Raw genomic sequence first — 12,815 nt, 5'->3', positions numbered from 1 at the left:
CGTCTCGCGGTTCGGACGACTATCTCAACTGTCCTGGCCTTCGGTTACAGTCTTGAACAACGCGGATGACCATCGCATGTCGGGGGTCGCCGCCGCTCAACAACCGCATACCGCTCATCCAGAGGGGCAGAGGGACACGGCCCGATGAAGCCCCGGCAACCCTCCAGCCGGTTCTCGTATCCGTCGCTGTGCGCGCACAGTCGATCGTCACGGCGAGGCTCCCGGCTAGGGAAGGTGCCAAATCCGTCTCACGGCGAGATGCGTCGTGAGGAAGATGAGGAGAAAGGGCCTCGCCTCCATGGCTGTGCAGACTGTTGCAAGCAGCACCGACTCCACCGTCGACCTCGGTCCCGCCGCGGCCTTGAGCTGCCGTGAGTGCGGCCACCGGGTGCCGCTCGGCCCGGTCTTCGCCTGCGAGGAGTGTTTCGGCCCGCTGGAGATCGCCTACGACTTCTCGGCGTACGACACCGAGGAGCTGCGCAAGAGGATCGAGGCGGGCCCCGCGAACATCTGGCGCTACGCGCCGCTGCTGCCCGTCCCCGCCGACGTGGCGACCAAGCCGAACCTGAACCCGGGCTGGACCAAGCTGGTGCAGGCCGACAACCTGGCCCGCGAGCTCGGCGTGACCGGCGGCCTGTACGTGAAGGACGACTCCGGCAACCCGACGCACTCCTTCAAGGACCGGGTCGTCGCCCAGGCCCTGGAGGCCGCCCGCGCCTTCGGCTTCACCACCCTGTCCTGCTCCTCCACCGGCAACCTGGCCGGCGCCGTCGGCGCCGCGGCCGCCCGGGCCGGCTTCCGCTCCTGCGTGTTCATCCCGCACGACCTGGAGCAGGGCAAGATCGTCATGGCCGCGGTCTACGGCGGCGAGCTCGTCGGCATCGAGGGCAACTACGACGACGTGAACCGTTTCTGCTCCGAGTTGATCGGCGACCCGGCCGGCGAGGGCTGGGGCTTCGTCAACGTCAACCTGCGGCCGTACTACGCCGAGGGCTCCAAGACGCTGGCGTACGAGATCTGCGAGCAGCTCGGCTGGCGGCTGCCCGACCAGATCGTGGTCCCGATCGCCTCCGGCTCGCAGCTCACGAAGATCGACAAGGGCCTTCAGGAGCTGATCAAGCTCGGTCTGGTCGAGGACCGGCCGTACAAGATCTTCGGCGCCCAGGCCCAGGGCTGCTCCCCGGTGTCCACCGCCTACAAGGCGGGCCACGACGTGGTCCGCCCGCAGAAGCCGGACACCATCGCCAAGTCCCTCGCCATCGGCAACCCGGCCGACGGCCCGTACGTCCTGGACATCGCGCGCCGCACCGGCGGTGCCGTGGAGGACGTGACGGACGAGCAGGTGGTCGACGCCATCAAGCTGCTCGCCCGGACCGAGGGCATCTTCGCGGAGACGGCGGGCGGCGTGACGGTGGGCGTCACGCGCAAGCTGATCGAGAACGGTGTGCTGGACCCGGCGAAGACCACCGTCGTCCTGAACACCGGTGACGGCCTGAAGACCCTGGACGCGGTGGCGGGCACCGGCCTCACCGCGACCATCCGCCCGAACCTGGACTCCTTCCGAGAGGCTGGCCTCGCATGAGCGTGACCGTTCGCATCCCCACCATCCTGCGCACCTACACCGGCGGCCGGGCCGAGGTGAGCGCCGACGGCGCGACGCTCGGCGAGGTCATCGCCGACCTGGAGAAGAACCACACCGGCATCGCCGCGCGCGTCCTGGACGACCAGGGCAGGCTGCGCCGCTTCGTCAACGTCTACGTCAACGACGACGACGTCCGGTTCGAGCAGGGCCTGGAGACGGCCACCCCGGAGGGCGCGGGCGTGTCCATCATTCCGGCGGTCGCCGGCGGCTGATCCTTACCTTCGGTAACTGTCGTCACCGAGAGTTCATCGAATTGCCCCCTCCGTAAGAGAAGCGGAGGGGGCAATTCAGCGTGATTGAGCGCGGTACAGTTGGGGAACGCGTCGCTGATCCGAAGATCGGTGGCCCTGGGAACCTTCCGCACGGGCGACAAGAAATAGCCAAACTGTGCGGGTCTTTTGCGTCATACGCTCCCTTTGCCCGGCCCGACTTGACCTGAATTCAGGCGAATTCTCGGGAGATTCCGGATCGGTCGTGCCCAGATTTCTCGTCCGACTGACCTGTTGCAGACGGCAGTTGGACAGATACATTCAGCCGCGGTCGACGCGTTCCGGCGCACGCCCCCAATCCATGGGGGCGGAGGTCTGACCCGGATCCGCGAAGTGTGGATCTGTGCAAGGGCCAGTAATAGGGGAGTTAGGCATGGCTCAGGGCACCGTCAAGTGGTTCAACGCGGAGAAGGGGTACGGCTTCATCGCGGTCGACGGTGGTGCGGACGTCTTCGTCCACTACAGCGCGATCCAGATGGACGGCTACCGCACGCTGGAAGAGGGCCAGCGGGTCGAGTTCGAGATCTCGCAGGGCCAGAAGGGTCCGCAGGCCGACATGGTCCGCGTCACGGCCTGAATCGCGCGACCACCGCAAGCGACGTTCTTCTGATCGAAGGGCCCGCGCCCCGAGGTGCACACCTCGTGGGGTGCGGGCCCTTCGACGTGCCCGCCCTCCGTCTCGGGGCGGGCGGCGCGCCCGCGTTCGCGCGCGGCTGAGTCGCCCCCGCACCCCCCTGGTCGCTTGCACTCTCAGGTGCCGAGTGCTAATCATTGGCGTTAGCACTCTGAAGGTGAGAGTGACAGCGAAGGACCGGGTCGGTGAGGCCCGCAGGCCGGGTGGGGCAAGGAACCACAAGGCCGGCGAGCCGTCCGTCGCGGGCGCGGGCGCGGTCCGAAGGAATCACCCCCAGTCCTGGAGGGACCACTTCACATGGCCAAGATCATCGCGTTCGACGAGGAGGCGCGGCGAGGCCTCGAGCGCGGCATGAACCAGCTCGCGGACGCCGTCAAGGTGACCCTCGGCCCCAAGGGCCGCAACGTCGTCCTCGAGAAGAAGTGGGGTGCCCCCACGATCACCAACGACGGTGTCTCCATCGCCAAGGAGATCGAGCTCGAGGACCCGTACGAGAAGATCGGCGCCGAGCTGGTCAAGGAAGTCGCCAAGAAGACGGACGACGTCGCCGGTGACGGTACGACCACCGCGACCGTTCTCGCCCAGGCCCTGGTCAAGGAAGGCCTGCGCAACGTCGCCGCCGGCGCCAACCCGATGGCGCTGAAGCGCGGTATCGAGAAGGCCGTCGAGGCCGTCTCCGCCGCCCTGCTCGACCAGGCCAAGGAGGTCGAGACCAAGGAGCAGATCGCCTCCACCGCCTCCATCTCCGCCGCCGACACGCAGATCGGCGAGCTCATCGCCGAGGCCATGGACAAGGTCGGCAAGGAAGGCGTCATCACCGTCGAGGAGTCGCAGACCTTCGGTCTGGAGCTCGAGCTCACCGAGGGCATGCGCTTCGACAAGGGCTACATCTCCGCCTACTTCGCCACTGACATGGAGCGTATGGAGGCGGCGCTCGAGGACCCCTACATCCTCATCGCCAACTCCAAGATCTCCTCGGTCAAGGACCTGCTTCCGCTCCTCGAGAAGGTCATGCAGTCGGGCAAGCCGCTGCTGATCATCGCCGAGGACGTCGAGGGCGAGGCCCTGTCGACCCTGGTCGTCAACAAGATCCGCGGCACCTTCAAGTCCGTCGCCGTCAAGGCCCCGGGCTTCGGCGACCGCCGCAAGGCCATGCTCGGCGACATCGCCATCCTCACGGGCGGCGAGGTCATCTCCGAGGAGGTCGGCCTCAAGCTGGAGAACGCGTCCCTGGACCTCCTGGGCCGCGCCCGCAAGGTCGTCATCACCAAGGACGAGACCACCATCGTCGACGGCGCCGGCTCCCCGGAGCAGGTGCAGGGCCGCGTGAACCAGATCCGCGCCGAGATCGAGAACAGCGACTCCGACTACGACCGCGAGAAGCTGCAGGAGCGCCTGGCGAAGCTGGCCGGCGGCGTCGCGGTCATCAAGGCCGGTGCCGCCACCGAGGTCGAGCTCAAGGAGCGCAAGCACCGCATCGAGGACGCCGTCCGCAACGCGAAGGCGGCCGTCGAGGAGGGCATCGTCGCCGGTGGTGGCGTGGCCCTGCTGCAGGCCTCCCAGGTCTTCGAGAAGCTGGAGCTCCAGGGCGACGAGGCGACCGGCGCCAACGCCGTGAAGCTCGCGCTGGAGGCCCCGCTGAAGCAGATCGCCGTCAACGGTGGTCTCGAGGGCGGCGTCGTCGTGGAGAAGGTCCGCAACCTGACCGTCGGCCACGGCCTGAACGCCGCGACCGGCGAGTACGTCGACATGATCGCCGAGGGCATCATCGACCCGGCGAAGGTGACCCGTTCCGCGCTGCAGAACGCCGCCTCCATCGCCGCGCTGTTCCTCACCACCGAGGCCGTCATCGCCGACAAGCCGGAGAAGGCCGCCGCGCCGGCCGGCGGCGGCATGCCGGGCGGTGACATGGACTTCTGATCCTTCCGAGGATCGGTACCGTCCTTCACGTACCGAGGGCGGCGTCCCCTGTTCCGACAGGGGGCGCCGCCCTCGGGCGTGTTCCGGGTCACAGGTGTGCCGGGCCGGAATGCCGCGCCGGGGCGCGGGGTTGACGTCGGTGCGTGCAGTTCATGCGCGTGCACATACCGTCCGGTACCCGACTGCTCCGCAAGAGGAGACCCCCGCATGACCGTCACCGCCTCCGAGTCCGCCTCCCGCGCGGCCAGGATCCTCTCCCGCCCCGTCACGCTGAACGGCCTGACCGTCCCCAACCGGATCGTCATGGCGCCGATGACCCGGATGTTCTCGCCCGGCGGCGTCCCCGGCGAGGACGTGCTGTCGTACTACGCCCGCCGCGCCGCCGCGGGTGTCGGCCTGATCGTCACCGAGGGCACGTACGTGGGGCACGAGTCGGCCGGCGGCAGCAGCCGCGTGCCCCGGTTCCACGGCGAGGAGCAGCTGGCCGGCTGGGCGAAGGTCGCCGAGGCGGTGCACCAGGCGGGCGGCACCATCGTGCCGCAGCTGTGGCACATCGGCACGGTCCGCAAGCAGGGCCAGAACCCCCACCCGGATGCCCCCTCCCACGGCCCCTCCGGGCTGCGCGTGGACGGCACCGAGGACGCCACGCCCATGACCCCGGCCGACATCGACGCCGTCATCGGCGCCTTCGCCCAGGCCGCGGCCGACGCCGAGCGCATCGGCTTCGACGGCGTGGAGCTGCACGGCGCCCACGGCTATCTGCTCGACCAGTTCCTGTGGGCGGGCACCAACCGCCGCACCGACGCCTACGGCGGTGACCCCGTGGCCCGTACGCAGTTCGCCGCGGAGATCGTCGCGGCGGTGCGCGAGCGCGTGTCGCCCGAGTTCCCCGTCCTCTTCCGCTACTCGCAGTGGAAGCAGGAGGCGTACGACGCGCGCCTGGCCGAAACCCCGGAGGAGCTGGAGGCGATCCTCACCCCGCTCGCCGCGGCCGGCGTGGACGTCTTCCACGCCTCCACCCGCCGCTACTGGCTCCCGGAGTTCGAGGGCTCGGACCTCAACCTGGCGGGCTGGACGAAGAAGCTGACGGGCAAGCAGGTCGTCTCCGTCGGCTCGGTCGGCCTCGACGGTGACTTCATCAAGGCCTTCCAGGGCGAGGGCGCGGCCGTGGGCAGCCTGGACAACCTGCTGGACCGTATGGAGAACGACGAGTTCGACCTGGTGGCCGTGGGCCGCGCGCTGCTCCAGGACCCCGAGTGGGCGGCGAAGGTCCTCGCCGGCCGCCTCGACGAGCTGAAGCCGTACGACGCCGCGGCGCTGAAGACGCTGAGCTGACGCGCGACGCCGGACAGGTCCTACGCGTTCCCCATCGGCTCGATGTCCACCCGTACCGGGGTGCCCCACATCCGCACCACCTCGTAGTCGGTGAACTCGTGCACGAGCCGGTAGGCCATGGCGGCGCGCGGGGCGCGGCGCTGGGCGTTGACGAACGCCTCGGCCTCCCGCCGGTCCCGGCGCGGCGTCCCGCACAACTGCCACTCCCGCCCGTTCCACAGCTCCGGCAGCCACCGCTGCTGGGGCTGCGGACGGTCGCCGCGGACGCCGTATCGGGAGGGGGTGCGCTCCACGGGCTCGGCGGCGGGACGCTCGTACGCCGGATAGGCCCCGTCCACCTGCGACCGGCGGGCGGCCCGCCGCCGGGTCTCGCAGAGCAGGCAGAGGTCGGGTGCGCTCTTGTCGACGGGCCCGTTCGGATGCTCGGGGCACCGGGTCGCGGGGGCGGCGCCGCTGACGCTCTCCTCCAGCAGTTCGAGCGCGCGCCGGAGATCCGCCTTGACCTCGTGGAGCTGGGCGTCGGGAGTGTCGCCGGTGAGGGCCTCGCCGTGCTCGCCGAGGAGGCGGAGGGCGCGGCCCAGGGCGGTGAGCTGAGCGTGGTTCATGGTCGTCGCGTCATTGTCGTCAGTCCCTTGCCATCAGTCCAGTCATGCACGGATCGGCCTCAATGATGCACATTCCAGTGGGACCTTCTCATCGCCGCCACCGCGGAGCGCCACCAGGTCACGGCGCTCCACTACGACGCCGGCTTCGACACCATCGCCGCCGTGACCGGACAGCCGACCCGGTGGGTCGTCCCGCAGGGCGAGGCCGAACGCTGACGACGAGGGCGTATGTCGCGAGGGCGTATGTCGCCCCGCCCGCGTGGCTCGTCAGCCCCGTGCCGCCTCCAGGGCCGCGCGCAGGTGGCCGTCGGAGTCGCGCAGGAGGCGGGCGGCCGTGGGGGCGTCGACTCCGGTCAGGAGGGTCAGGATCGCGCTCTTCACCTCGCCGTCGGTGGCGGCCAGGACGAGTTCGATCTCGTCGTCCGGCGCGCCCGTGGCGAGGGCGACGATGCGGCGGGAGCGGGCCCGCAGCTTCTCGTTGGAGGCCCGTACGTCGACCATCAGGTTTCCGTAGGTCTTGCCCAGGCGGATCATCGTGATCGTCGAGATCATGTTCAGGACGAGTTTCTGGGCGGTGCCCGCCTTCAGCCGGGTGGAGCCGGTGAGCAGTTCCGGGCCGACGACGATCTCGATGCCGTGCTCGGCGGCCGCCGCCAGCGCGCTGTCCGCGTTGCAGGCCAGGCCGATCGTCAGCGCGCCCCGCGCCCGGGCGTGCTCGACCGCCCCGATGGCGTACGGGGTGCGGCCGGAGGCCGAGATGCCGACCACCGTGTCGTCGGGGGTGAGGCCGAGCGCGTCGAGGGACTCGACCGCCAGGTCCCGGGAGTCCTCGGCGCCCTCGACCGAGGTCACCATGGCCTCGGGGCCGCCCGCGATCAGGCCGGTGACCCGCGCGGGGTCCGTGTTGAAGGTGGGCGGGCACTCGGAGGCGTCCAGCACGCCGAGGCGGCCCGCGGTGCCGGCGCCGGCGTAGATCAGCCGGCCGCCCCGCGCCATTCGCTCGGCCACCGCGTCGATGGCGGCGGCGATCTGCGGCAGCCGCTCGGCCACGGCCGCGGGCACGGTCGCGTCCTCGGCGTTCATCAGCCGGGCGATCTCCTGCGTGGGCAGCCGGTCGATCTCGGACAGCTCGGGACGGAACGCCTCGGTCGTCAGCGCCTCCAACTCGGCGCGCAGCTCACGGTAGTGGGGCGTGGAGGTCATGGGAGCGGCTCTCTCCAGTGCTTTCCGGTGCGGGTGGTGCGATGCCGTCGGGGCGGCAGGAAGGCAGGGCGGCACGTCGCCGGCGGTCTCCCGGAGGGCGGACGCGGACGGCCCCGGGGCGGTCGCCCCCTCGGCCCCACGGCGGACGGTCCCGGCAGGTCTACCGCGACGAGCTGCGGTGCCGGTGGGCCAGTGCCTCGTAGGAAGCGGCGAGCGCCGGCGCGGCCGTCTCGTACGTCCGCTGCGCCACGCCCACGAACAGGCAGTCCACGACGAGCAGTTGGCTGGTCCGGGACGACATCGCCGCCGGGCGCAGCTCGCTCTCGCGGGCCGTCGAGGTGGTCAGGACGTGGTCGGCGTACTGGGTGACGGGCGCGTCGGGCCGGCCGGTGACGGCGATGGTGGTGGCGCCGTGCTCGAAGGCGACGCGCAGCGGTTCGATGACGTCGCCGGTCGAGCCCGAGTGGGTGATCGCGATCGCCACGTCCCCCGCGCGCAGTTGCACGGCGTTGGTGACGGCGAGGTGCGGGTCGCTGTGCGCGTGGGCTATCAGCCCTATGCGCAGCAGTTTCTGGGTGAGGTCCTGGGCGACCAGGGCGGAGGCGCCGATGCCGTACACATCGGTGCGGCGGGCGGCGGCCAGCGCGGTGACGGCCGCGCCTAGCTGCACGGTGTCGAGCCCGGCGGCGGTGTCGGCGAGGGTCTGCTGCTCGTCGTAGGCGAGCTTGGCGACGACGTCGGCGATCGGGTCGTCCACCGCGATGTCCGTGGTGATCGCGGGCGCGCGGCCGGACTGCTGCTGGGCGGCGAGCCCGGCGAGGGCCAGGCGCAGGTCGCGGTAGCCGGGGTAGCCGAGCAGGCGGGCGGTGCGCACGACGGTGGCCTCGCTGGTGCCGGTGAGCTCGGCGAGGCCGGTGACCGTGAGGGCCGCGCAGCCGGCCGGGTCGCTCGCCACGGCCTCGGCGACGCGCTGCATGGAACGGGTCATCGAGGGCGCGAGGGTGCGGACCTTGGCCGCGAGCGCGGCGGGCGCGGGGGGCGCGGGGAGGGCGCCGCCCGGGGCGCTCCCGCGTGCGAAAATTTCCTTCACGTCCTGGGTCACATGGTGAAAGATATTTTCGTTTCAGGGGTGTGGTCAAGAGTGCGCACAATGGAGGCATGGACCCCATCAGCCCCATGGAGCAGGCCCTGCACGCCGCCCGCGCCCTCGTCCTCGCCGATCTGGTCGCGGGGGAGGTGGCCGAGGCGGACGTGGTCTCGCTGGTGGAGGAGTCCGTGGTGCAGCGCCGCTGGTGGGTGGAGCAGTGGCCGGACGGCGCGGCGTACGTGGCCGGGCTGGTCGCGCAGGACGTGCAGGACGCGCTGCTGGAGCGGTACGGCCGCTGGCCGCTGTGCCCCGTGTGCGGCTCCGGCGACCCGCACGCGCTGGACGTCGAACCGGAGCTGGGTCCCGACCCGCACTGGGTGTGCTCCCAGGCGGGCGTGAAGGTCGCGCCGGTCGGGGCCCTCGGGCGGGCGATCGGCGGGGGGCCGTCGTCGTGAGGGCGGCCGGCCCGGCGGTGGTGTCGCGGGGAGCGCCCGGGCGCCCGGCGGTGACCCGGTGACCGTCTACATCGATCCGCCCACCTGGCCCGGCCACGGCCGGATGTGGTCCCACCTCGTCAGCGACCTCTCCTACGACGAACTCCACCGCTTCGCCGAGCGCCTGGGCGTCCCGCGCCGCGCCTTCGAACGCGACCACTACGACCTCTCGTCCCACCGCTACGCGGACGCGGTCGCGGCCGGAGCGGTCGAGGTCAGCAGCCGCGAAGTGGTGCGGCTGCTGCACGCGTCCGGGCTCCGCCGCCCCAAGGGCCGTGCTCAGTGGCGCAGTTCGTAAACGAGCAGTTCCCCGTCCCTGCCCACCTGGGTGAACCCGGCGCGTCCGAGGACCCGTTGCGAGGGGAGGTTGTCCGGCTCGACGGTGGCGAACAGCACCCGGACCTCGTCCCGGGCCCGCGCCCACGCCGTCAGGGCCCGCAGCGCCTCGGTGGCGTGGCCGTTGCCGCGGGCGGTCACGGCGAGGTCGTAGCCGATCTCGGCCCGTCCCTCCTCGTCGGGAGGTCCGTGGAAGCCCATCCCGCCGACCGCCCGGCCGTCCTCTCGCCGCACCAGGACGAACATCCCCCACTCGGGCCGGTGCAACCCCGCCTCGTACGCCTTCGCCACCATCCCGGCGGCCTCCCGGGTGCCCTGGTACGGGCCGCCCTCCACCCACGGGAAACCGCCGTCCCCGCCGGCGCTCAGATCGCGCGCGGCGGCCGGGGTGACGCCCTCCAGGGTGAGCCGCCCGGCCGGGATCGCGAGCGGGTTGCTCCACTTCCATCCGGTGACCGGGGCACGGCCGGGCAGTTCGCCGCGGCCGGTGGCCCACAGCAGGGTCGGCCAGGGGGCGGCGCCCGGCCGGACGTGCGGGAAGAGACGGGTGAGCAGGTCCTCGCACAGCTCGGCGGGCGGCTCGTAGGGCAGGCGCAGTCCCTGGGCGATGTCGTGCGTGTGCAGCAGCACCTCGGCCACGCCCATCGCGGCGAAGCCCTCGCGGTTGGCGCTGCGGAAGGGGTACGGGTGGAAGGCCCGCACCTGACGCGGGGTGGTGCGGACGGCGGCGGCGAGCAGGGTGCCGGTGGCCTCGATCACGTCCAGGACGCCCGCGTTGCCGGTGCCCTCGTCGAGGGTGATGTCGAAGGGGACGTACGCGGACTGCGCACGCCCGGCCAACTGCCCGGCGTAGGCGATCAGATCGCTCGCGATGTGCGCGGCGGTCCGTCGGCAGCTCCACTCAAGCCGCCCGGCCGGTACGCCGTCCCAGTCCCGGTCCGTCGCCGTCCGCAGCAGCGCCACGGCGCCCGCGACGGCCGCCTCCACCTGTTCCCCGCCCCATGCACGCATGGGGCGCAGCCTAGGCATACGGGCGGTCCGGGAGCGAGAGCATTTCCAGCTCGCCGCGCAGGTTGTACCGGGCCGTCCGCTCCCACGCCAGCCGCCCGTGCGGGGTCCTGAACAGGCTGGGCAGGGCGAGGAGTTCGCGCAGGATCGCGGAGCGGCCGGCGCGGAAGGCGTCGCCGGGCACGAAGTGGTACTCCTCGCGCACGGCGGCGGTGTAGGCGGCGTACGCGGACGGCGGCGCGGCGAGGATCGCCAGGTCGGCGTCACACAGGACCTGGCCGTTTTGGTCGTCGTCGGCCGGGTCGTGGGTGACGGTCAGCCGGACCAGCCGGGCGGCCTCGGCGGTCTTCTCCGCGGGGACGCCGGCCTCGGCCAGCGCGCGTTCGGCGAGGCGGGCCGAGCGCTCCTCGTTCTCGGACCGGTCCGGGAGGTACACCGCGTCGTGGAACCACGCCGCGAGCCGGACCACGTCCGGATCGTCGGCGTGCGCCTCCAGTACGTCGATGTGGTCGAGGACCGCGGTGAGGTGCGTGAGCGTGTGGTAGTGCCGCTGCGGCTCCCGCCAGCGGGCGAGCAGGTTGTCGGCGTACGGCACCGGGTCGGGTCCGCCGCCGGGGCCGCGGGCGTTCTCCAGGGCGCGGGCGAATCGGCCGCGCAGGGCGTCGAGGTCGGCGTGATCGGCCATGCGTCCCATTCTCCCGTGCGGTCCTCTCCCGCGCGGCTCTCCCTCGAGTGGTTCTCTCCCGTGCGGCCCATCTCCGTGCGGTCCTCTCCCGCGGCCTTCTCCCGTGGGTTTGACGACAGGACCTAGCGTGGACGGTATGACTTCTGTCGACGCGGATGACGTACGGGACCCCGAGCTGCCCGGGCGGCTGCTCACGACCGAGCGGGACGTGCTGATCCCGCTGCTGCGGGCCAGGCCGGAGGCGGACTTCGCACTGCCGACCGCGGCCTGTCCGGACTGGACGGTGCGGGACGTGCTCGCGCACTGCTCCGCCGCGCTGCTCAGGGCGGTGGAGGGGCGGCTGGGCCCGGGCGTGTTCTCGCCCGAGAGCAACGACCGGGACATCGCCGAGCGGGCCGACTGGACCAATGCGATGGTCGTGGACGAGCTGGAGCGCGGGATGACCGAGGCCGGGCCGGTGATCGCCGCGGCCGGCGGCGCGCTGGACACGCTGGCGCTGGGTGAGTGGGTGCACTCGGGTGACGTGCGCGAGACGCTCGGCGAGCCGGGGGCGTACGCCGGTCCCGGACAGCCGCACGCGCTCGTGCTCCTGGCCCGCACCACCCGCGAGAGGGGCCATCTGCCGCTGCATGCCGACCTCGACGACCGGGACGAGCCGCTGCGCTTCGGCGACCTGAGCGGGGAGCGGCCCCCGGCGCGCTACATCGGCGACTCCGCCACGCTGGTACGGCTCTACGCGGGCCGCCCGGTGCCGGACGGCGGCGCGGGATACGAACTCGCCGGCGCGGAGAAGGGGGAACTGAACATCTTCGGGTGACCGGTCCTCGGCTCCGGGGCCCCGCGGGCGTACCCTGAGATTGGACTAGACCTGTCCGCTCCAGGGAAGCCGAGGAAAGGGGTCCTATGAGCACGCGTGCAGTCCTGGAGGTGATCGCCCTCGACGCCGAGGACGCGGTCGCCGCCCAGGCCGGGGGCGCGGACCGCCTCGAACTGGTCACCGACATGGCGGCCGACGGGCTCACCCCGTCGGCCGCGACGTTCGCCGGGATCCGTGCCGCCGTCGACATCCCGCTGCGGGTGATGCTGCGCCTCGCGGACGGGTTCGCCGCGGACGACGTGGAGCGCCTGGCGGGGACCGCCGGGGAGCTGCGGGCCGCGGGCGCCGAGGAGTTCGTGCTCGGGTTCCTCGACGCGGACGGCGGGGTGGACCTGGCGGCCGTGGAGCGGCTGGTCGCCGTACTGGAGGGATGCCGGTGGACCTTTCACCGGGCCATCGACCGGGCCGCCGACCGTGAGGCGCTGCGCAAGCGGCTGGAGGGACAGCCCGGCCTGGACACCTATCTGACCGCCGGCGCGCCGGGCGGGGTGGACGACGGGCTCCCGGTCCTGGTCGCGGAGGCGGCCCGGAGCGGGCAGCCCGGGTACGAGCAGCGGATCATGGTCGGCGGCGGACTGCGCCTCGACCACGTCCCGCCGCTGCGGGACGCCGGCATCGACGCCTTCCACATCGGCGGCGCGGCCCGCCCCGAGGGCTGGACCGGCCCGGTCGGCGCCGACGCGGTGGCACGGTGGCGCGCGGTCCTCGACGCGGGATGAG

14 protein-coding genes, 1 pseudogene and 1 riboswitch are annotated in these 12,815 nt (G+C 72.1%); of the genes and pseudogenes, 10 read left to right on the top strand and 5 right to left on the bottom strand.

The window, feature by feature from the left end:
• Positions 1 to 111 precede the first annotated feature (111 nt).
• A riboswitch (SAM riboswitch) is annotated at positions 112 to 281 on the top strand.
• 17 nt (positions 282 to 298) lie between these two features.
• The 5 genes from thrC to ACF1A5_RS19885 all read left to right on the top strand — a co-directional run bounded on the left by thrC (position 299) and on the right by ACF1A5_RS19885 (position 5,800).
• A complete protein-coding gene (gene thrC / locus ACF1A5_RS19905; protein WP_392194173.1) occupies positions 299 to 1,582 on the top strand; it encodes a threonine synthase in 1,284 nt (427 codons plus the stop codon).
• Positions 1,579 to 1,854 carry a MoaD/ThiS family protein gene (locus ACF1A5_RS19900; RefSeq protein ID WP_392194172.1) on the top strand — a complete coding sequence of 92 codons (276 nt, stop codon included), beginning with the start codon at positions 1,579 to 1,581 and terminating at the stop codon, positions 1,852 to 1,854. Before thrC ends, ACF1A5_RS19900 begins: the two co-directional genes overlap by 4 nt.
• 430 nt (positions 1,855 to 2,284) lie before the next feature.
• A complete protein-coding gene (locus tag ACF1A5_RS19895; protein ID WP_004986573.1) occupies positions 2,285 to 2,488 on the top strand; it encodes a cold-shock protein in 204 nt (67 codons plus the stop codon).
• A 354-nt stretch (positions 2,489 to 2,842) separates the two neighbouring features.
• Positions 2,843 to 4,465 (top strand): chaperonin GroEL, encoded by a 1,623-nt coding sequence (gene groL / locus ACF1A5_RS19890; protein ID WP_356186216.1) that lies wholly within the window; start codon positions 2,843 to 2,845, stop codon positions 4,463 to 4,465.
• A gap of 207 nt (positions 4,466 to 4,672) precedes the next feature.
• The gene (locus ACF1A5_RS19885) at positions 4,673 to 5,800 is read left to right on the top strand and encodes an NADH:flavin oxidoreductase (protein WP_392194171.1); all 1,128 of its coding nucleotides are present in this window, start codon (positions 4,673 to 4,675) and stop codon (positions 5,798 to 5,800) included.
• Between the two features lie 20 nt (positions 5,801 to 5,820).
• Here the strand turns inward: ACF1A5_RS19885 and ACF1A5_RS19880 are convergent, their stop codons facing one another.
• On the bottom strand, positions 5,821 to 6,405 hold the full coding sequence (locus ACF1A5_RS19880) for a hypothetical protein (RefSeq protein ID WP_392194170.1): 585 nt from the start codon (positions 6,403 to 6,405) through the stop codon (positions 5,821 to 5,823).
• Positions 6,406 to 6,486: 81 nt separating this feature from the next.
• Between ACF1A5_RS19880 and ACF1A5_RS19875 the strand changes: the two are divergent.
• Positions 6,487 to 6,621 (top strand): annotated as a pseudogene (locus ACF1A5_RS19875) (VapC toxin family PIN domain ribonuclease); the annotation flags it as partial.
• 51 nt (positions 6,622 to 6,672) lie between these two features.
• Here the strand turns inward: ACF1A5_RS19875 and murQ are convergent.
• Together murQ and ACF1A5_RS19865 are read right to left on the bottom strand one after the other, a co-directional pair.
• Positions 6,673 to 7,608, bottom strand: a complete 936-nt coding sequence (murQ, locus tag ACF1A5_RS19870) for an N-acetylmuramic acid 6-phosphate etherase (protein ID WP_392194169.1) — start codon at positions 7,606 to 7,608, stop codon at positions 6,673 to 6,675.
• Between the two features lie 160 nt (positions 7,609 to 7,768).
• Positions 7,769 to 8,710, bottom strand: a complete 942-nt coding sequence (locus ACF1A5_RS19865; protein WP_392194168.1) for a MurR/RpiR family transcriptional regulator — start codon at positions 8,708 to 8,710, stop codon at positions 7,769 to 7,771.
• A gap of 56 nt (positions 8,711 to 8,766) precedes the next feature.
• Here ACF1A5_RS19865 and ACF1A5_RS19860 point away from each other — a divergent pair, with 56 nt between their 5' ends.
• Together ACF1A5_RS19860 and ACF1A5_RS19855 are read left to right on the top strand one after the other, a co-directional pair.
• Positions 8,767 to 9,150 (top strand): hypothetical protein, encoded by a 384-nt coding sequence (locus tag ACF1A5_RS19860; RefSeq protein ID WP_392194167.1) that lies wholly within the window; start codon positions 8,767 to 8,769, stop codon positions 9,148 to 9,150.
• Positions 9,151 to 9,208: 58 nt separating this feature from the next.
• Positions 9,209 to 9,487, top strand: a complete 279-nt coding sequence (locus ACF1A5_RS19855; protein ID WP_392194166.1) for a DUF4031 domain-containing protein — start codon at positions 9,209 to 9,211, stop codon at positions 9,485 to 9,487.
• Here the strand turns inward: ACF1A5_RS19855 and ACF1A5_RS19850 are convergent.
• Together ACF1A5_RS19850 and ACF1A5_RS19845 are read right to left on the bottom strand one after the other, a co-directional pair.
• Complete coding sequence (locus ACF1A5_RS19850) at positions 9,469 to 10,536, bottom strand: GNAT family N-acetyltransferase (RefSeq protein ID WP_392194165.1); 1,068 nt, start codon at positions 10,534 to 10,536, stop codon at positions 9,469 to 9,471. The two genes, ACF1A5_RS19855 and ACF1A5_RS19850, sit on opposite strands and share 19 nt — an antisense overlap.
• Positions 10,537 to 10,546: 10 nt before the next feature.
• Positions 10,547 to 11,227 (bottom strand): hypothetical protein, encoded by a 681-nt coding sequence (locus tag ACF1A5_RS19845; protein WP_392194164.1) that lies wholly within the window; start codon positions 11,225 to 11,227, stop codon positions 10,547 to 10,549.
• A 127-nt stretch (positions 11,228 to 11,354) separates the two neighbouring features.
• On the opposite strand from ACF1A5_RS19845, the gene ACF1A5_RS19840 reads away from it, so the two are divergent.
• Together ACF1A5_RS19840 and ACF1A5_RS19835 are read left to right on the top strand one after the other, a co-directional pair.
• Positions 11,355 to 12,035 (top strand): maleylpyruvate isomerase family mycothiol-dependent enzyme, encoded by a 681-nt coding sequence (locus ACF1A5_RS19840; protein WP_392194163.1) that lies wholly within the window; start codon positions 11,355 to 11,357, stop codon positions 12,033 to 12,035.
• Between the two features lie 86 nt (positions 12,036 to 12,121).
• Entirely contained in the window at positions 12,122 to 12,814 is a 693-nt protein-coding gene (locus ACF1A5_RS19835; protein ID WP_392194162.1) for a copper homeostasis protein CutC, read from the top strand.
• Position 12,815: the final 1 nt, after the last annotated feature.

Source organism: Streptomyces sp. NPDC014864, assembly GCF_043081525.1.
In the GTDB taxonomy this organism is placed as follows: Bacteria; Actinomycetota; Actinomycetes; order Streptomycetales; family Streptomycetaceae; genus Streptomyces.
This window is presented reverse-complemented; position numbering and strand designations above follow the sequence as displayed.